The organism is Bradyrhizobium vignae (assembly GCF_900324035.1).
Taxonomy (GTDB): domain Bacteria; phylum Pseudomonadota; class Alphaproteobacteria; order Rhizobiales; family Xanthobacteraceae; genus Bradyrhizobium; species Bradyrhizobium vignae.
Window position 1 is genome coordinate 8085876 of sequence record NZ_LS398110.1, and the last position, 18166, is coordinate 8104041.

Genomic DNA, 18166 nt, shown 5'->3' on the forward strand with positions numbered 1-18166 from the left:
ACGCGTGCGATCCTAGCCCTGCGGCCCCGGAACCGGAACCGCGGCGGGCGAATGCCGCATCTCCTAATTGCGCGTTAACGCCGGGGTAACCCGGCCTTAAACAGCGGCCGCTAGCGTCTCGGCGGGGCGGGCTGACCGGGCGTATTGCGTATGGCGTGGGGAAAGAAGAAGGGTGCGCGGAAGGAGCCGCTGTTCGGCTTGCCCGCGGCGCTCGCCGATCTGCGCCTCACCCCGGCGGACCGCATTCCCGGCGGGGACGACAAGCCGAAGAAATCCGCAAAATCATCCGCCAACCGCAAGAGCGAGGATTCCGGCGACGAGCCGCCGCGCGAGCGCAAGCCGCCAGCCAGCCGCAGCGGCGCCAAGCGGCGCCCAAGGTCACGCGGCGGCTTCAGCCTCGGCCGCCTGGTCTATTGGGGCGCAGTGCTGAGCCTATGGGCCGTCATCGCCATAATCGGCGTCGTGATCTATGTCGGCGCTCATCTGCCGCCGATCCAGTCGCTGGAAATTCCCAAGCGCCCGCCGACGATCCAGATCGTCGGGATCGACGGCAGCATGCTGGCGCAGCGTGGCGAGATGGCCGGCGCCAATGTCGCACTGAAGGACTTGCCGCCGTATTTGCCGAAGGCGTTCATCGCCATCGAGGACCGCCGCTTCTATTCGCATTTCGGCATCGACCCCGTCGGCATCATGCGTGCCCTCGTGACCAACGTGCTCCATCGCGGCGTCTCGCAGGGTGGTTCGACGCTGACGCAGCAGCTCGCCAAAAACCTGTTTTTGACCCAGGAGCGCACCATGCAGCGCAAGCTGCAGGAGGCCGAGCTCGCGATCTGGCTGGAGCGCAAGCACTCCAAGGACGAGATCCTGGAGCTCTATCTCAACCGCGTCTATTTCGGCTCCGGCGCCTACGGCGTCGAAGCTGCCGCGCAGAAATATTTCGGCAAGTCGGCGAGGGGCGTCACCATCGCCGAGGCCGCGATGCTCGCCGGCCTCGTCAAATCGCCCTCGCGCCTTGCGCCGAACCGCAACCCCGAAGGCGCCGAAGCGCGCGCGCAAGTCGTGCTCGCGGCGATGGCGGATGCGAAGTTCATCACCGAGGCGCAGGCGCAGGCCTCGATCGGCCATCCCTCCTACAATGTGAAGCCGGTCGGCGCCGGCACGATCAACTACGTCGCCGACTGGATCGGCGAAGTGCTGGACGATCTGGTCGGCCAGATCGACGAGAGCATCAAGGTCGAGACCACGATCGATCCGAAGCTGCAGAGCGTGGCGGAAGCCGCCATCATCGACGAGCTCGCCGCCAAGAGCGTGAAGTTCAATGTCAGCCAGGGCGCGCTGGTGGCGATGACGCCCGACGGCGCCGTCCGCGCCATGGTCGGCGGGCGGAACTATTCCGAGAGCCAGTACAACCGCGCGGTGACCGCCAAACGCCAGCCGGGCTCCTCGTTCAAGCCGTTCGTGTATCTCACCGCACTCGAACAGGGGCTGACGCCTGATACCGTGCGCCAGGACGCTCCGATCGAGGTCAAGGGCTGGAAACCCGAGAACTACACTCACGAATATTTCGGCGCGGTGACGCTGACGCAGGCGCTGGCGATGTCGCTCAACACGGTCGCCATCCGTCTCGGCCTCGAGGTCGGGCCAAAGAACGTGGTGCGCACCGCGCACCGGCTCGGCATCTCCTCCAAGCTCGAGCCCAATGCGTCGATCGCGCTCGGCACCTCCGAGGTCTCGGTGGTCGAGCTGGTCGGCGCCTACGCGCCGTTCGCCAATGGCGGCCTCGCGGTGACGCCGCACGTCGTCACGAGGATCAGGACGCTCAGCGGCAGGCTGCTCTACATGCGCCAGGCGGACGAGCGCAACCAGGTTATCGACCCCCGCTATGTCGGCATGATGAACACGATGATGCGGGAGACGCTGATATCGGGCACCGCCAAGAAGGCGGAGATCCCGGGTTGGCCGGCGGCCGGCAAGACCGGCACCAGCCAGGATTACCGCGACGCCTGGTTCATCGGCTACACCGCGAGCCTCGTCACCGGCGTCTGGCTCGGCAATGACGACAACTCGCCGACCAAGAAGGCGACGGGCGGCGGCCTGCCGGTCGAAGTCTGGACGCGTTTCATGAAGGCGGCGCACGAAGGCGTGCCGGTCGCGAGCTTGCCGAGCTCACCCGGCGGCTGGGGCCTGTCGAATCTCGCGCAGGCGGCCTCGCAGGTGTCGCCGCCCACGCCGGCGGGACCGCCACTCGCGAACGCTGGCGGCTATCGCCCGCCGCCTCCCACGCGCGCCAATGTGCGGCCGGAAGCTGCGGCCGGGCTCGACGGCTGGCTGATGGACCGGCTGTTCGGCGGCAATCGATAGGTTTTGCCTGAGGTCCCGGCGAGCTCAGAACAAAAACCGCGAAAACAACCCCATGCACAGTAGAACGCGTCATCAGGCGTGACGCCGGGTGGATCGTGCGAAGCGGTTTGACGCGACGGGGTTAATTGGACCGCGGCGCAATCGCCGCAAAGTGTGGCGAGAATCGAGCAAGACGACCTGGATGTTGCCTCACCCTCCGCTGTCATTCCCCGCGAAGGCGGGGAATGCAGTACGCCGCGGCCTCTCGATTTGAATCACTGCGGCCTCTGGGATACTGGATCGCCCGCCTGCGCGGGCGATGACACCTCCCAAGATGCCAACAGCATGATCTTTCCGGAAAACCGCTTCGCACTTTTCCGGATCATGCTTTAGTCCTCGACCCCATACCGGTGCAGATCGTTGCCGTAGGTGTCGAGCCACTTCTTGGCGCGCTCCATCGAGGGGCAGACCTTGCCGCATACGCGCCAGAACCGCGCCGAGTGGTTCATCTCGACGAGATGAGCGACCTCATGGGCGGCGAGATAGTCGAGCACGAAGGGTGGCGCGAGGATCAGGCGCCAGGAGAACGACAGCGAGCCGGCAGAGGTGCAGGAACCCCAGCGGCTGGACTGGTCGCGGATCGAGAGCCGCTTGACCCTGACACCGAGCTCGGCGGCGTAGGCTTCCGCCGAGCGCTGCAAGTCGCGGCGCGCCTCGCGCTTGAGGAAGTCGCTGACGCGGCGGTCGACGTGTTCAAGGCCGCCGGCGACGCAGAGAATGCGCTCACCGCTGTCGCGCATCTCGGTCCACACCGTGCCGCGCTGGCCGGCGCGATGAACGATGCGATGGGGCGTGCCGCGCAGCGGTATCACCGTGCCTGGCTGGAAGGGTGCGGCCTTCGGCAAGCGGCCAAGGCGCGCGGCGATCCACGCGCCGTGACGCTGCGCGAAATCCTTGGCTTCGGCGAGCGTGCCGCGCGGCGGCATGGTGAGGATGGCTTCGCGATCGCTCGGATGAATTCTGAGCGTGTAGCGGCGCGCGCGGCGGTGCCGGCGCAATCGGATGGCAAAAAATTGCGATCCGTGGGTGATGACGAGGGTCTTCGGTTCGTGGGGCCGACGATAGAGGAGTGCGCGAGTGGCCATGTCTGACAGTCCGGGGGGCAGGAGAGCGCCCGGATTCTGCCATAACCGCCGCCAGGGAAAGCGCTCGGCGCAAAAACAAATCATTTGCCCAATATACAGCGGTCAGGCGTCCGGGAGGCCCTACAGACTGGGGTTGGAACCATCAATTTTCGCCCCCGCTGGATGCATGCGACACCCCCAAGGGGTGAGTAGAGACTCACTCCTACGAGGCTACCTAAATACCGCGAATCTGGAGGGAACTTGCCCCCGCTGGAAGCTCCGCCAGGGGCTGAGATTTCGACGGGAAAGCCGAAATCTGGAGGTTATTCGGCCGCAAGAGCCTGCAACGAGCTCGGATTCGAAGCCGAAACCATGAAATCGTGAATCCGCGGCACGATCTCCGACTTGAAACGCGATCCGTTGAACACGCCGTAATGTCCGACGCCCTTCTGGACGTAATGAACGCGGCGATGATCGGGAATCGCGCTACACAATGTGTGCGTAGCTTCGGTCTGACCGAGACCGGAGATGTCGTCGTTCTCGCCTTCGACCGTCATCAACGCGACGCGCTTGATCTTGGAAGGATCGACGCGGGTTCCGCGATGGGTCATCTCGCCCTTCGGCAGCGAGTGCTTCACGAAGACGGTGTCGACCGTCTGCAGGTAATACTCGGCCGAGAGATCCATCACCGCGAGATATTCGTCATAGAAGTCGCGATGCTTGTCGACGAGGTCGCCATCGCCCTTCACCAGATTGGCGAACAGCTGCTTGTGGGCATCCATGTGCCGGTCGAGATTCATGCTGATGAAGCCGTTGAGCTGCAGGAATCCCGGATAGACGTCGCGCATCATGCCCGGATGCGGGAACGGCACCTTGGTGATGACGTGGTTGCGGAACCAGTCGATACCGCGCTCCTGGGCGAGGTTGTTCACCGCGGTCGGATTGCGGCGGGTGTCGATGGGTCCGCCCATCAGCGTCATCGAGGTCGGCACGAACGGATCGCGCCGTGCTTCCATGATCGAGACGGCCGCGACGACCGGCACGGAGGGCTGGCACACCGCCATCACATGGGTGTTGCCGCCGAGAATGTGCAGCATCTCGATGACATAGTCGATGTAGTCGTCGAGATCGAAGCGGCCTTCGCTCAGCGGCACCATGCGGGCATCGGCCCAGTCGGTGATGTAGACCTCATGCGCCGGCAGGAAGGCCTCGACCGTGCCGCGCAGAAGCGTCGCATAATGGCCGGACATCGGGGCCACGATCAGTACGCGCGGCTGAGGGCTGCGCAGCGGGCGGGCGAACTTGCGGTCGAAGTAGAGCAGCTTGCAGAACGGCTTTTCCCAGACCGAGCGGATTTCGACGGGGACGCGGATGCCGTTGACCTCGGTGTCGTCGATACCCCATTCCGGCTTGCCATAGCGGCGCGTGGTGCGCTCGAACAATTCGCAGGCCGCGGCGACCGACTTGCCGACCTCGGTGCGAGCCCAGGGATTGAGGGGATTCTGAAACAGCAACTTGGTTGCGTCGGTGACCGCTCGTGCCGGATTGAGAGAGGCTTGAGCCATCTCGTACATCCAGTACATCGGCGTCGTCAGGACCGGACTGCCTTCTGCAGCCAGGGGCGGCGCGCCGCCGAACTCACCAATGGGCATCGTTATATTCCTCTTCGCATCGCAACATACTGCCGGATGCGCAATATTGCGTCAATGCGTGGTTCCGTACATCTACGTAGCCGAAACGAGTAAATCAGCCTGAATCCACGGGAAAGTGACGTTATTCGCCGCTCGAGAGCAGCGAGCCGTGCCTTCTGGCGCTGCGCAATAGGGCAAGGAATGCCCCAAAAGAAGCAACCAGCAGCACCGCGTTGATGGCCAACGCCTCCAGCATCAGATCGGTCCTAAAGGCGTGCTCGATCAGCAGCGCGCGCATTCCCTCGAAGGCGTAGGTCGGCGGCAACGCCCAGGCGACGTATTGCAGCCAGGCAGGGAGCACGCTGACGGGATAATAGACGCAGGCCAGCGGCAGGATGGCGAACATCAGGGTCCAGACGATGCTCTCGGCGCCGAGGCCGTTGCGCAGCACCAGGCCCGAGACGAAGATGCCGACCGACCAGCTCGTGAAGATCAGATTGCAGAAGAACGCGATCAGCGGCAGGCCGAGGGCATAGACGTTGAAGTGAAACAGGACCAGCGCGAGCAGGGTCATGGGGATGATCCCGATCGCGAGCCGGATCAGGCTCATGACCATCAGCGACAGCAGAAACTCGATCGGCTTCAGCGGACTCATCATGAGGTTGCCGATGTTGCGCGCCCACATCTCCTCCAGGAACGAGATGGAGAAGCCGAGCTGGCCGCGGAACAGGATGTCCCAGAGGATGACGGCGCCGATCAGCGTGCCGCCGGCGCGCGCGAAGAAATTGGCGTTCTCGGCGATGTAGAGCTGGAGGAAGCCCCAGGTGATGACCTGCAGTGCCGGCCAGTACAACAGCTCGAGCAGCCGCGGCCAGGACGACATGAGGAGGTACCAATAGCGCAGGATCATCGCGCCGATGCGATGGACGGATATGCCGCGGTGGAGGGAGAGTTCGGTCATGGGTGCACCGCGCAGCTCGGATGAGACCCGTTACCCCATCTACGATTGCAGCTCACCTCGCCGCCTCCTTTGCGCCGTTCACCCGGCCGCGCGCGACGTCCAGAAACACCTCCTCCAGCGTGGTGCGGTTGTAGCGGGCCATGATCGCCTCCGGTGCGTCGTCGTCCTCGATCCGACCGCGTTTCATGATGATGACGCGGTCGCAGAGCCGCTCGACCTCGAGCATGTTGTGCGAGGCCAGCAGGATGGTGGCGTTTTTGTTCCGGCGGTACCGCTCCAGATGCGCGCGCACCCAGTCGGCGGTATCAGGATCGAGCGAGGCGGTCGGCTCGTCCAGGAGCAGCAGCTCGGGCTGGTTGATCAGCGCTTTCGCCAGCGCAACGCGGGTCTTCTGCCCGGCGGAGAGCTTGCCGTTGGCGCGGTCGATGAAATCGCCGAGGTCGAGATCCTCGGCGAGCTCAGCGATGCGGTCGGCGAGATTCTTCACTGCATAGAGCTTGCCGAACACGGTGAGATTCTGCCGCACCGTGAGCCGCATCGGCATGTCGACGTAAGGGCTCTCGAAATTCATCCGCCCCAGCACGGCTGCGCTGTCCTCGGGCATCCTGTGACCGAGCACCTGGACGCGGCCGGAGGTCGGCAGTACCAGACCCATGATCATCGCGATGGTCGTGGTCTTGCCGGCGCCGTTGCCGCCGAGGAGCCCGGTAATGCTGCCGCGCGCAAGCGAAAAGGAGATGTCGTCGACGGCGCGGGTCTGCTTGTAGACCTTGACGAGGCGATCGACCGCGATTGCCGCGGGCGAAATGCGATCCGCGACAGTCGGCCGACTTGAAGCCTTGTCATTCTCGGTCATGCTGGCCGTTCTTCTGCTATTGCAGCGAAGAGCGCAAGGCTTGTAATTCCTGGCAGGTTCCGTGAGCCGCGCGTTTGTGACTTGGAAGGCACCGCCACATTGGCCGATATGACCGAAATTGCCGATTCCGACTTCCGCCACGCGCAGCGGCATATCCGCCTCGACACCATCCTGCGGCTGCGTTGGCTGGCGGTGCTGGGCCAGCTCGCCGCGATCTTCATCGTGGCCCAGGGGCTCGAGTTCAACGTCGAGATCGTCCCCTGTGTCAGCATCATTGCGCTGTCGGCGACGCTCAATCTGGCGCTCCAGACCGCGGCCAATCCGATGCGGCGGCTGGAGCCGATGCAGGCGGCTGGCCTCCTCGCGCTGAACATCGTGGAGCTGGCAGGTCTGCTGTTCTTCACCGGCGGACTGCAGAACCCGTTCTCGTTCCTGTTCCTCGCGCCCGTGCTGATCTCGGCGACCGCGCTGCCGGCCCGCTTCACCTTCGGCCTCGGCCTGCTCGCGGTTGCCTGCGCGTCGGCGCTGTTCTTCTTCCATTTTCCACTGCCGTGGGATTCCGAAGATCCGTTGGTGCTGCCGCCGATCTATCTCGTCGGCGTCTGGCTCTCGATCGCGCTCGCGATCGGCGTGACCAGCCTCTACTCCTTCCAGGTGACCGAGGAAGCGCGCAAGCTTGCCGACGCGTTGGCCGCGACCGAGCTGGTGCTGACGCGCGAGCAGCATCTGACCCAGCTCGATGGCCTTGCTGCCGCGGCCGCGCACGAGCTCGGCACGCCGCTCGCAACCATCTTCCTGATCTCGCGCGAATTGGAGAAGACGGTGAAGGACGCGAGCATCGCCGCCGACCTGAAGACCTTGCGCGAGCAGACCCAGCGCTGCCGCGACATCTTGAGCAAGATCACCCAGCTCTCCTCCACCGGAGCACCGTTCGACCGCATGAAACTGTCGGAGCTGATCGAGGAGGTGGTGGCGCCACACCGCGATTTCGGCGTCGAGATCAAGGTTCGGATCGCGGTGGCGGCGGCGTCCGAGCCGGTCGGCTCGCGCAATCCGGCAATCCTCTACGGTATCGGCAACATCGTCGAGAACGCAGTCGATTTCGCTCGCACCACCGTCGAGGTGAACGCCTGGTGGAACAAGGACAATATCGAGCTCGTGATCTCCGACGATGGCCCCGGCATTCCGCCCGATATCCTCAATCGGATCGGCGAGCCCTATCTGTCGCGGCGGCGCACCCAGGATGACGGCGGCGGCGAACGGCGTGGCCTCGGCCTCGGCGTGTTCATCGCGCGAACCCTGCTCGAACGCACCGGAGCCAAGGTCTCGTTTACCAACCGGATCTTTCCGGAACACGGCGCCGTGGTTCAGATCACATGGCCGAGACAGCGTTTTGAGGCTATCGAGACGCTCGAACAAACAATAGGATAGCCGCGACCTTGCGTCGCACAACGGGGCGGATCGACGATTTGCCGCCTTGGCACCGCGCGATTGCGACGCCATATGTCAATGCGCTGGAGAGAGGACACAACCTTGAACGCCATCGCCGAACTGAACGAACAGACCGACCGCTCGCTGCTCATCGTTGAGGACGACAAACCGTTCCTGGAGCGGCTGTCGCGCGCCATGGAGACACGGGGCTTTGCCGTGACATCATGCGACACTGTCTCCGACGGACTTGCGCAGATCGGCAAGTCGGCCCCGGCCTTCGCGGTGGTGGATTTGCGGCTCGGTGACGGCAATGGCCTCGACGTGGTCTCGGCGTTGAAGAAGAAGCGCCCGGACGCACGCGCGATCGTGCTGACCGGTTATGGCAACATCGCCACCGCCGTCACCGCGGTGAAGATGGGCGCGATTGATTATCTCTCCAAGCCCGCGGATGCCGACGACGTCGTCGCCGCACTGCTCTCGACCAATGCGGAAAAGTCCGAGCTGCCGACCAATCCGATGTCGGCCGACCGCGTCCGCTGGGAGCACATTCAGCGCATTTACGAGATGTGCAACCGCAACGTCTCGGAAACGGCGCGCCGACTGAACATGCACCGGCGCACGCTGCAGCGGATTCTGGCGAAGCGCGCGCCGCGGTGAGTTTCAGCCGTACTCGTGCCCGGGACGCAGCGCAGCGCGAAGTGATGCGCTGCTGAGCCGGGGCCCATGCCTCGGCTTGAACCACTGTCTGCTGGGTCCCGGCTCTGCGCAGCAATGCACCGGAACCATCCTACTCCCAAAAGTCGACGTGACCCTGAGGATCGACCAGGCGGTTGATCCGAAGCGCTGCTGCCATTCCAAATCGCACCGTCATCTGCTTGCGCGTGGCGGCAGCCAGCTTGTGCTCGGGCGCCTCGCAATGCAAGTGCGCGCCATAGGCGTCGGCGATGATCAGGCCGGTGTCTTCAGGAAAGATCTCGCAGGGCAGATCCTGCGTGAAGGCGAAGAACAGCCGGTCGCAATGGGCGCGGTATTCGTGCCATTTCTGGTCGGCGCGCAGATCCTCCACCGACGACTTGATCTCGACGATCCAGATCTCGCCGCGCTCGTTCAGCGCCACGAGATCGGCGCGCCGGCCCGACGGCAGCGGCAATTCGCTGATGCAGGAGAAGCCGAGCGAGCGCAAAAGCCGCGCCGTGCCGCGCGCGATGGCGAGCGCCGTCTCCGACTGGCGGCGATCGGGCGGCGGCACGAGGGCGATGCGGGCGGTGTTGTCCATGGGGGCAAGATAGCCGATTCCATGAAGCGCGGACACTGTCTCCCCCCACCCGTCATTCCGGGGCGCGCACAGCGCGAGCCCGGAATCCATAACCACAGGGAGACGTGTCGGGCAAAGCAGGTAACTCCGACTCTTCGCAAAACTGCTGCCTGTGGTTATGGGTCCCGGGCTCGCGCTGCGCGCGCCCCGACGGCGAGTGCGGAACCGCACTCGCCCTTAACACTTATTACGCAGCCGCCGCACCCGGGCGGAACCACCCAGGCTGCGCGCATGATCGACGATCTCTGGTACAAGAATGGCGTGATCTATTGCCTCTCCGTCGGCTCCTATATGGACGCCAATGGCGACGGTGTCGGCGACTTCAAGGGCCTGCTCCGCCGGCTCGATTATCTGCACGGGCTCGGCATCACCGCGATCTGGCTGATGCCGTTCCAGACCTCGCCCGGCCGCGACGACGGCTACGACATCGCCGATTATTACAGCGTCGACGCCCGTTACGGCACGCTGGGCGACTTCGTCGAGTTCGCCCATGGCTGCAAGCAGCGCGGCATCCGCGTCATCATCGACCTCGTCGTCAATCACACCTCGGACCAGCACCACTGGTTCAAGGAGGCGCGGCGCGACAAGAGCTCGCCCTATCGTGACTGGTACGTGTGGTCCGACAAGAAGCCCGGCAATGCCAACGAGGGCATGGTGTTTCCCGGCGTGCAGAAATCAACCTGGACGCACGACAAGGAGGCTGGCGCCTGGTACTTCCACCGCTTCTACAATTTCCAGCCCGATCTCAACACCTCGAATCCGCACGTGCAGGCTGAGATCCTCAAGATCATGGGCTTCTGGATCCAGCTCGGCGTCTCCGGCTTCCGCATGGACGCCGTGCCCTTCGTGATCGCGACCAAGGGTGCGAAGGTGAAGAAGCCGGTCGAGCAGTATGACATGCTGCGCGCGTTCCGCGAATTCCTGCAATGGCGCCAGGGCGACGCCATCATCCTCGCCGAAGCCAATGTGCTGCCGAAGACCGACATCGAATATTTCGGCCGCGATGCCGACCGCATGCACATGATGTTCAACTTCCATGTCAACCAGCATCTGTTCTACGCGCTGGCCTCAGCCGACTCGCGCCCTCTGGCCAAGGCGCTGAAGGCGACCAAGCCGCGGCCGGCGACGGCGCAATGGGGCCTGTTCCTGCGCAATCACGACGAGCTCGATCTCGGACGATTGACCAAGACGCAGCGCGAGGTCGTGTTCAAATGCTTCGGCCCCGACAAGGACATGCAGCTGTACGACCGCGGCATCCGCCGCCGCCTCGCGCCGATGCTGGGCGGCGACCGCCGGCGGCTCGAGCTCGCCTACAGCCTGATGTGCACGCTGCCGGGGACGCCGGTGATCCGCTATGGCGACGAGATCGCGATGGGCGACGATCTCTCGTTGCCCGAACGCAATTGCTCGCGCACGCCGATGCAATGGTCGACCGAGCCGCATGGCGGCTTCACCAAGAGCGACAAGCCGGCCTGCCCCGTCATCGACAAGGGGCCTTATGGCTTTCCGCACGTCAACGTCGCAAAACAGCGGCGCGATCCCAACTCCATGCTGAACTGGACCGAGCGCATCGTCCGCATGCGCAAGGAGGTGCCGGAAGTCGGCTGGGGCGATTTTGCGGTCATTCCCGTGCGCGATCCCGCCGTGTTCATCATGCGCTATGATTGGCGCAACAATTCGGTGCTGTTCGTGCACAATCTCGATGAGAAACCGCGCGAGATCGCGTTCTCGGCCGGATTGCCCGGCGAGACTGGCGCGCACCTGATCAACCTGCTTGCGGAGGACCACAGCCACGCCGACAAGCGCGGCCAGCACCGCGTCGTGCTGGAGCCATACGGCTACCGCTGGTACCGCGTCGGCGGGCTGGACTATCTGTTGAAGCGGAGCGACATCGACGAAGCTACGGTGCGGGATAAGAAGCATCGGGGGTGATGTGGTCTCTTCGCTGTCCCCACGCTCACAGCTGTCGTCCCGGACAAGCGCGCCTCGAGCGCGCGTAGATCCGGGACCCATAACCGCAGAATGAAGAGTGGAGCGACCCGGCAACTCCGAATCGTCGCAAAACAGCTCCCTGTGGCTATGGTGATCGTCGCTCCGCCCTCCACAACGCTTGGCGTTGCCAAGAGCTGCGCCCATCCGGGACGACAGCTAGGGTGGAGCGACGATGACCCCCTCGTTGCCGCGCAAATCCAGCACGCCTTCGATCCCATCACCTTCGCGATCCAGAAACGTCGAGAGCAATATCCTGCTGTCGAAACCGATCGCGCTGGTGGTCACCGCGATCGGATCGGGACCGAGATTGAGTGCCACAATCACCGTCCTGCCGCCGGCCTCGCGGCGGTACATCAGGAGATCGCCTTGCGCCGCGACCGGATGATAATCGCCTACGACCAACGGGGGACAGCCCCTCCGCACGGCGATCAGGCGCTTGTAGAGATTGAGGATCGAGCGCGAATCGGCTTCGAGATTGGCGACATTCTCGTGGATATGGTCCTCCGGCAGCGGCAGCCACGGCCTCACCTCCGAAAAGCCGGCGAAGTTCGACGAATCCCATTGCATCGGCGTGCGGCAGCCGTCGCGGCCGACACCGATGCCGGGCACGTTCTTCTCGAAGGGATCGCGCACATCCTCCGGCGCGATCGCGAGCTGGTGCATGCCGATCTCGTCGCCGTAGTAAAGCGTCGGCGTGCCGCGCAGCGTCAGCAGCAGCATGGCCGCGACGCGGGCCTGCTCCGGCCCGACCCGGCTCGCCACGCGCGGGCGATCATGATTGCCGAGCACCCAGTTCGGCCAGGCGCCGCGCGGCAGCGACCTCTCGTAATCCTCTATGATCTTCTCGATCGAGCGCGCGCTCCAGAAGGTCGAGAGCAGCGCGAAATTGAACGGCATCTGCGCGCCGGTCAGATCGTTGCCGTAATAGGCCATCAGGCGGTGCAGCGGCAGATAGATCTCGCCGATCAGGACGCGCGCGCCATAGGAATCGGTGACACGCCGCATCTCGGCGATGACGTCATGCACTTCCGGCTGGTCGGTCGAGTATTGCGTCAGGATTCTTTCGTTCGGCGGCCGACCCTCGACATAATGCGGGTTCGGCGGGTTGTCGCGGAATTCGGCGTCCTTGATCAGGTGCCAGATCACGTCGACGCGAAAACCATCGACGCACCTGTCCAGCCAGAATCGCATCACGTCATAGATCGCGGTGCGAACCTCCGGATTGCGCCAGTTGAGATCCGGCTGCTGGGCGAGGAAGGCGTGATAGTAATATTGGCCCGTCGTCTCGTCGAATTGCCACGCGCTGCCGCCGAACTCGGACAGCCAGTTGTTCGGCACGCCGCCGCCGGGTGCCGGATCGCGCCAGATGTACCAGTCGCGCTTGGGATTGTCGCGCGAGGCGCGGCTCTCGATGAACCAGGGATGCTGGTCGGAGGTGTGGTTCGGCACGAGGTCGAGGATCAGCTTGAGGCCATTGTCGTGGGCGGCCGCGAGCAGCGCATCGAAATCCGCCATCGTGCCGAACAGCGGCTCGATGCCGACATAATCGGAGATGTCGTAGCCGAAATCGGCCATCGGCGAGGGAAAGATCGGCGACAGCCAGATCGCGTCGACACCGAGCGATTTGACGTAAGGCAGCCGCCGCAGGATGCCGGCGAGATCGCCGACACCGTCACCGTTGGAGTCCTGAAACGAGCGCGGATAGATCTGATAGAAGATGCCGTCGCGCCACCAATTCTCGTTGCCGTGAGCCATGCCGGAAGACCACCCGAATCTACGCCTTGCGCGGGAGAACGCGACAGCAACGCCCCGGTTCAAATTGGCAGGCCAATTGGAACGGCCGTGTGACGGGTGTTCCCGGGAGGCGGCCCGAATCTTTTGCTTGGCGGCTCGGCAAAAATCGGCATTGTGAGGTCATGACCGAGCAAAACGACACCAAAGCCAAGGCGGGCGCGATCATCGTTCCCGTGACGCTGTTCGAGCAGAACTGCACCATCATCTGGGATGAGCCTTCCAAGAAGGCCGTGGTGATCGATCCCGGCGGCGACGTGCCGAAGATCCTGGAAGCGATCAAGCAGACGGGCGTCACCGTCGAGAAAATCTGGCTGACCCATGGCCATATCGATCATGTCGGCGGCGCGGCCGAGCTGCGCGATGCACTGAGGGTGCCGATCGAGGGTCCGCATGTCGCGGACAAGTTCCTGCTCGACAATGTCGTCGCAAGCGGCGCGCGCTTCGGCATGACCGGAGGTCGCGACTTCACGCCTGACCGCTGGCTCGACGAAGGCGACAGCGTGTCGATTGGAAGCCTGCAATTCGACATCCTGCACTGCCCCGGCCATTCGCCCGGCAGCGTGGTGTTCTTCAACAAGGACTTGCGTTTCGCCCATGTCGGCGACGTCTTGTTCGCTGGCTCGGTCGGGCGCACCGACCTGCCCGGCGGCAGTCACGCCACGCTGATCAATTCAATCAAGACGAAGTTGCTGCCGCTCGGCGACGATGTCGGCTTCATCTGCGGCCATGGCGCCGGCTCGAGCATCGGCCAGGAGCGGATGACCAATCCGTTCATCACCGGCGAGATGTAGGACTACTCCGCCGCCTCGGCGAGCACGGGCTCGCCGAGATGGCGCTCGCCCCATTCGCGAATGGCGGCGACGACGGGCACGAAACTCTTGCCCTTGCGCGTGAGGCGATATTCCACCTTCGGCGGCACCTCGCCGAAATCCTTGCGGTCGATCAGGCCGCTCTCGGTCAGCGCCTTCAATTCGCGGCTGAGCACGCGCGGCGTGATCGCGGCGCTGCCCTCGGTGCCGCGCAGCAGACCGCTTCTGATCTCGCCATAGCGGCGCGGGCCATCCTTGAGATCCCAGACGATGCGCAGCTTGTACTTGCCGCTGATCATCTTCTGAAACGCCGCAACCGGACAGGCGCGCAGCGGGATCGCTCTTGCCTTCGCCATGTCGTCTCCTCCATGCGCAGCCAGTTTTCTTACGCGAACCGGCATCCACTTCGCTCGAAAACGCCACGCGGCAAGAATAGGAGCGGCGGCGAAAAAGTCCATACTATCAATTTTGTCCATACTTGCAGGACCGCGCGCAAGGCGCAGATGATGACGCACAAGACGAACCAAGGAGCGTCGCATGAAGCACTTCATGATCAGATACCAGTTCAAGAACGGCACGACGGAAGAATGGCACCGGGAGATCGCCCGCTTCATCAAGGCGATCGACGGCGATCCGGAGCTGAAAGGACGTATCTTCTATCGCGTCCTGAAGGCGCGCGACGAGGGCAGCTATTTCCACCTCGCCAGCGCCAGCGATGAGGGCGCGCAAAAAGCTCTGCAATCGCGCGACTTCTTCAGGGCTTATCAGGAGATGACGCGGAAGATTGCGGGCGGCGAGGTGACGGTGACGCCGATCGAGGTGATCGATCAGACGATAGCTTCGGCGGGCTGAGTCGACGGCGCCGCCACAAGCTCCGCCGTCGTCCCGGACAAGCGGGATCCATAACCACAGGGAGAAGTTTGACGCGGCCTGATAACTCCGGGTCCCCGCAACCACATCCGCGTGTGGTTATGGGTACCGGATCGGCGCGCGCTTCGGGCGCGCTTGTCCGGGACGACAGCGGCGAGCTAGTTCATCAGCCCCGCGGCGGTCAGCGCGCGCGTGATGATCTGGCCGAGATCGAAGCCGTAAGACTTTTCTCGCTTCGGCTCGGCCGGCTCTGCGACCGCAGAGCGGATCGAGCGGGCGAGATGTGGTGCGGGCGTCAGAGCCGGCTTTGCCTCCACCTTCTTCTTCGCTTCCGCGATCCAGCCGGTCAGGCCGAAGAACTTTGCGATGTGATAGGACGAGGAGATGCCGGCCTCGATCAGGAACGCGCCTTCCATGCCGTAGCGCTGGTCGTTGTCGGCTAGCCCAAGCGGCGTGCCATGCGCCATGTCGGTGATGGCGTAGGACTCGACCAGCGTCTCGCCGTCGTTGTTCCACCAGGTTTGACGCGGATAGCCGTCGACATTGGTCTCCGCCATCGGCACTTCGGGCAGTTCGTGCAAGTCGAGCCACTGCTTGACGATCTCGTTGGCATTGCCGGGATTGACAGTGCGGTCGGCACTGCCATGCCACACCGAGATCTTCGGCCAGGGCCCGCGATGATCAGAGGCGCTGCGTACGAGATCGCCGAGCTCGCGCGCAGGACGCGCCGGGGAATGAAACATGCCGTCCAGCGCCTCGCGCAGATTCGAGGCGATGCCATAGGGCAATCCGGCGATAACAGCGCCGGCCGCGAAGACCTCCGGATAGGTCGCGAGCATCACCGACGTCATGCCGCCGCCGGCGGAAAGGCCGGTGATGAAGATGCGCCTGGAATCGATGCGGTGCGCGTCCGCCATATGCGCGATCATCTCGCGGATCGAATGCGCTTCGCCGCTGCCGCGCATCGTGTCCTCCGGATTGAACCAGTTGAAGCAGGTGTTGGCATTGTTGATGCGCTGCTGCTCGGGCATCAACAGCGCGAAGCCGTAATGCTGCGCCAGCGTCGACCATCCGGCGCCGAGATCGTAAGCGGCCGCGGTCTGGCCGCAGCCATGCAGCACGACGACGAGCGCGCGCGGCTTCTGCAGCTGCGCCGGCACGAAGGCGAACATGCGCAAGGCCCCCGGATTGTCACCGAAGCCCGTGACCTCTCGCAGCGGGCTGGATGAATCCGCGCTGCGGCCGAGCTCGGCAAAGCGCAGACCGTCCAGCTTGGGCAGACGTCTCAACAGATCGACATTTCGGGCTAACGACACGGCAGCTTCCTGGTGGGCGACATTCCAACGTCCAGCCCAACCAGATAGTTGCTGCGTTGCAAAATAAAAAGACCGTGCGCTGTCAATCCCAGCGAAAATCGCGGGAAATCCGCTGGAATCCGCATGCATTAACCGTCGCGCCTCAACTTCGTGCCTATACACGGCGCATCCGCGCCAGAAATGCGGCACAGATCATGATGAATGTCACAAACAGCACGAGCGACACGAGGAATCCTGCGCGCGCTGATTGCAATGATTCGATCGCGAAGAACACCGCGCCGATTGCGGCCACTCCGGCCGCATTTCCGATCTGCGCCATCGTACCGTATATGCCGGATGCGGAGCCTGCGGCGGCGGGCTTCACCGTCGAGAGCACCGCGCCCGAGAGCGGTGCCATCACCAGTCCCTGACCGTAGCCGAAGATGATCATGGTCAGCGCGAGCTGGAGCGGCGACGGAGCATCGACACGGCCCGCAACAAGCGCAAGCGCCGCAAGACCTGCGATCTGCAACATGCAGCCTTCAGTCAACACCTTGGTGCCGCGATGCCGTACCCGCACACCGCTGTGGCGCGAGGCCACGACGAAGGCGAGCGCCAGCGGAATGAAGGCCATGCCGGCCGCGAGCGGTGTGATATTCAGGCCGCGCTGCATGAACAGCGTCATCACCAGATAGAACGAGAGATTGGCAAGGAAGAAAAAGAAGACGGCGCCGAGGCCGCGCAGGAAGGCGGCGTCCGCCAGCAGCGTGAGATCGACCAACGGCATGCCGCCGGCGGCTGCGACCGCTTGCTCCAGCCTCAGGAACGCGGTGAGGATCACGCCGCCGACTGCCATCACCGCCCACAGCCACGGCGCCCAGCCGAGATCGTGACCGAACAGCAGCGGGCCGATCAGGCACAATAACCCCGCGAACAGCACCACGCTGCCCCTGATGTCGAGCCTTGTACCCGCCCGTCGCCGCACCGACGGCATGATGCGCCAGGCCGCAGTCGCGATGACAAGGCCAAACGGCACATTGACGAAGAACACCGAGCGCCAACCGGTGCCCGCGAGATCGATTGTGACGAGAAAACCGCCGAGCAGGAAGCCCGCGGCGCCCGCAAGCCCGAGCACGATGCCGTAAATGGCGAAGGCGCGGTTGCGCTCGTCGTCGGTGAACAAAAGATGCAGCGTCGCCAGCACCTGCGGCACCATCAACGCCGCGGTCGCGCCCTGCGCCAGCCGCGCGACGATCAGCTCGACGCCGGATTGTGCGAGTCCGCACCACAGCGAGGTCGCCGTGAAGCCGAGCACGCCGGCCAGGAAGACATCCTTTGTGCCGTGGATGTCGCCGAGCCGGCCGCCGGTCACGACCAGCGTGGCATAGGCGATGAGGTAGATCGCGATGACGGATTCGATCTCGGCCGGCGAGGCTTTCAGCTCGACGGCGATGGTGGGAATCGCGACATTGACCACGAAGGCGTCGACGCCGAACATGAACTGGGCGGCCACGACGATGGCCAGCACCCACCAGCGGCGGGTCGAATCGAGCGGCTTTGTGACGATCTGATGCATTGGGGCACGACTTTGGACTATGGTTGCCCCGATGATTTCAGATCGCGAGTGGCACCGCGATTACCTCACAGGTAGGCTTCGCGCGTTTCTCTTCGCCTCTCCCCGCAAGCGGGGACAGGAGGAAGATTCAACGCATGTCTGCATTCCGTCATGCGGGACATCGTGCGATTGC

The 18166-nt window shown here is 64.0% G+C and carries 15 protein-coding genes; 6 read left to right on the forward strand and 9 right to left on the reverse strand.

Going from position 1 to position 18166, the window contains the following annotated elements:
* The first annotated feature begins 150 nt into the window (after window positions 1-150).
* A complete protein-coding gene (locus BRAD3257_RS38860) occupies window positions 151-2361 on the forward strand; it encodes a transglycosylase domain-containing protein (RefSeq protein WP_122406241.1) in 2211 nt (736 codons plus the stop codon).
* 368 nt (window positions 2362-2729) lie between these two features.
* Here the strand turns inward: BRAD3257_RS38860 and BRAD3257_RS38865 are convergent, their stop codons facing one another.
* From BRAD3257_RS38865 to BRAD3257_RS38880, 4 genes are all read right to left on the reverse strand, one after another.
* The gene (locus BRAD3257_RS38865) at window positions 2730-3569 is read right to left on the reverse strand and encodes a M48 family metallopeptidase (RefSeq protein WP_122406242.1); all 840 of its coding nucleotides are present in this window, start codon (window positions 3567-3569) and stop codon (window positions 2730-2732) included.
* 218 nt (window positions 3570-3787) lie between these two features.
* Entirely contained in the window at window positions 3788-5116 is a 1329-nt protein-coding gene (locus tag BRAD3257_RS38870; RefSeq protein ID WP_122406243.1) for a polyhydroxyalkanoate depolymerase, read from the reverse strand.
* 121 nt (window positions 5117-5237) lie between these two features.
* On the reverse strand, window positions 5238-6056 hold the full coding sequence (locus BRAD3257_RS38875; protein WP_122406244.1) for an ABC transporter permease: 819 nt from the start codon (window positions 6054-6056) through the stop codon (window positions 5238-5240).
* A gap of 52 nt (window positions 6057-6108) precedes the next feature.
* On the reverse strand, window positions 6109-6912 hold the full coding sequence (locus BRAD3257_RS38880) for an ABC transporter ATP-binding protein (protein ID WP_122406245.1): 804 nt from the start codon (window positions 6910-6912) through the stop codon (window positions 6109-6111).
* A 108-nt stretch (window positions 6913-7020) separates the two neighbouring features.
* On the opposite strand from BRAD3257_RS38880, the gene BRAD3257_RS38885 reads away from it, so the two are divergent.
* The gene (locus BRAD3257_RS38885) at window positions 7021-8343 is read left to right on the forward strand and encodes an ActS/PrrB/RegB family redox-sensitive histidine kinase (protein WP_122406999.1); all 1323 of its coding nucleotides are present in this window, start codon (window positions 7021-7023) and stop codon (window positions 8341-8343) included.
* A 102-nt stretch (window positions 8344-8445) separates the two neighbouring features.
* The gene (locus tag BRAD3257_RS38890; protein WP_162500526.1) at window positions 8446-9000 is read left to right on the forward strand and encodes an ActR/PrrA/RegA family redox response regulator transcription factor; all 555 of its coding nucleotides are present in this window, start codon (window positions 8446-8448) and stop codon (window positions 8998-9000) included.
* A 130-nt stretch (window positions 9001-9130) separates the two neighbouring features.
* Here the strand turns inward: BRAD3257_RS38890 and BRAD3257_RS38895 are convergent, their stop codons facing one another.
* Window positions 9131-9619, reverse strand: a complete 489-nt coding sequence (locus tag BRAD3257_RS38895) for an MmcB family DNA repair protein (protein WP_122406247.1) — start codon at window positions 9617-9619, stop codon at window positions 9131-9133.
* Between the two features lie 270 nt (window positions 9620-9889).
* Here BRAD3257_RS38895 and BRAD3257_RS38900 point away from each other — a divergent pair, with 270 nt between their 5' ends.
* The gene (locus BRAD3257_RS38900; protein WP_122406248.1) at window positions 9890-11590 is read left to right on the forward strand and encodes an alpha-amylase family protein; all 1701 of its coding nucleotides are present in this window, start codon (window positions 9890-9892) and stop codon (window positions 11588-11590) included.
* Between the two features lie 216 nt (window positions 11591-11806).
* On the opposite strand, the gene BRAD3257_RS38905 is transcribed toward BRAD3257_RS38900, so the two are convergent.
* Window positions 11807-13405: an alpha-amylase family glycosyl hydrolase gene (locus BRAD3257_RS38905; RefSeq protein ID WP_122406249.1), complete on the reverse strand. Its 1599-nt coding sequence runs from the start codon at window positions 13403-13405 to the stop codon at window positions 11807-11809.
* A gap of 161 nt (window positions 13406-13566) precedes the next feature.
* Here BRAD3257_RS38905 and BRAD3257_RS38910 point away from each other — a divergent pair, with 161 nt between their 5' ends.
* Window positions 13567-14235, forward strand: a complete 669-nt coding sequence (locus tag BRAD3257_RS38910; protein WP_122406250.1) for an MBL fold metallo-hydrolase — start codon at window positions 13567-13569, stop codon at window positions 14233-14235.
* A gap of 2 nt (window positions 14236-14237) precedes the next feature.
* On the opposite strand, the gene BRAD3257_RS38915 is transcribed toward BRAD3257_RS38910, so the two are convergent.
* Window positions 14238-14609: a winged helix-turn-helix transcriptional regulator gene (locus tag BRAD3257_RS38915; protein ID WP_122406251.1), complete on the reverse strand. Its 372-nt coding sequence runs from the start codon at window positions 14607-14609 to the stop codon at window positions 14238-14240.
* Between the two features lie 181 nt (window positions 14610-14790).
* On the opposite strand from BRAD3257_RS38915, the gene BRAD3257_RS38920 reads away from it, so the two are divergent.
* Window positions 14791-15105: a hypothetical protein gene (locus tag BRAD3257_RS38920; RefSeq protein ID WP_122406252.1), complete on the forward strand. Its 315-nt coding sequence runs from the start codon at window positions 14791-14793 to the stop codon at window positions 15103-15105.
* A gap of 176 nt (window positions 15106-15281) precedes the next feature.
* Here the strand turns inward: BRAD3257_RS38920 and BRAD3257_RS38925 are convergent, their stop codons facing one another.
* Window positions 15282-16439: an extracellular catalytic domain type 1 short-chain-length polyhydroxyalkanoate depolymerase gene (locus BRAD3257_RS38925; protein ID WP_122406253.1), complete on the reverse strand. Its 1158-nt coding sequence runs from the start codon at window positions 16437-16439 to the stop codon at window positions 15282-15284.
* 154 nt (window positions 16440-16593) lie between these two features.
* The gene (locus tag BRAD3257_RS38930; RefSeq protein WP_122406254.1) at window positions 16594-17994 is read right to left on the reverse strand and encodes an MFS transporter; all 1401 of its coding nucleotides are present in this window, start codon (window positions 17992-17994) and stop codon (window positions 16594-16596) included.
* Window positions 17995-18166 lie beyond the last annotated feature (172 nt).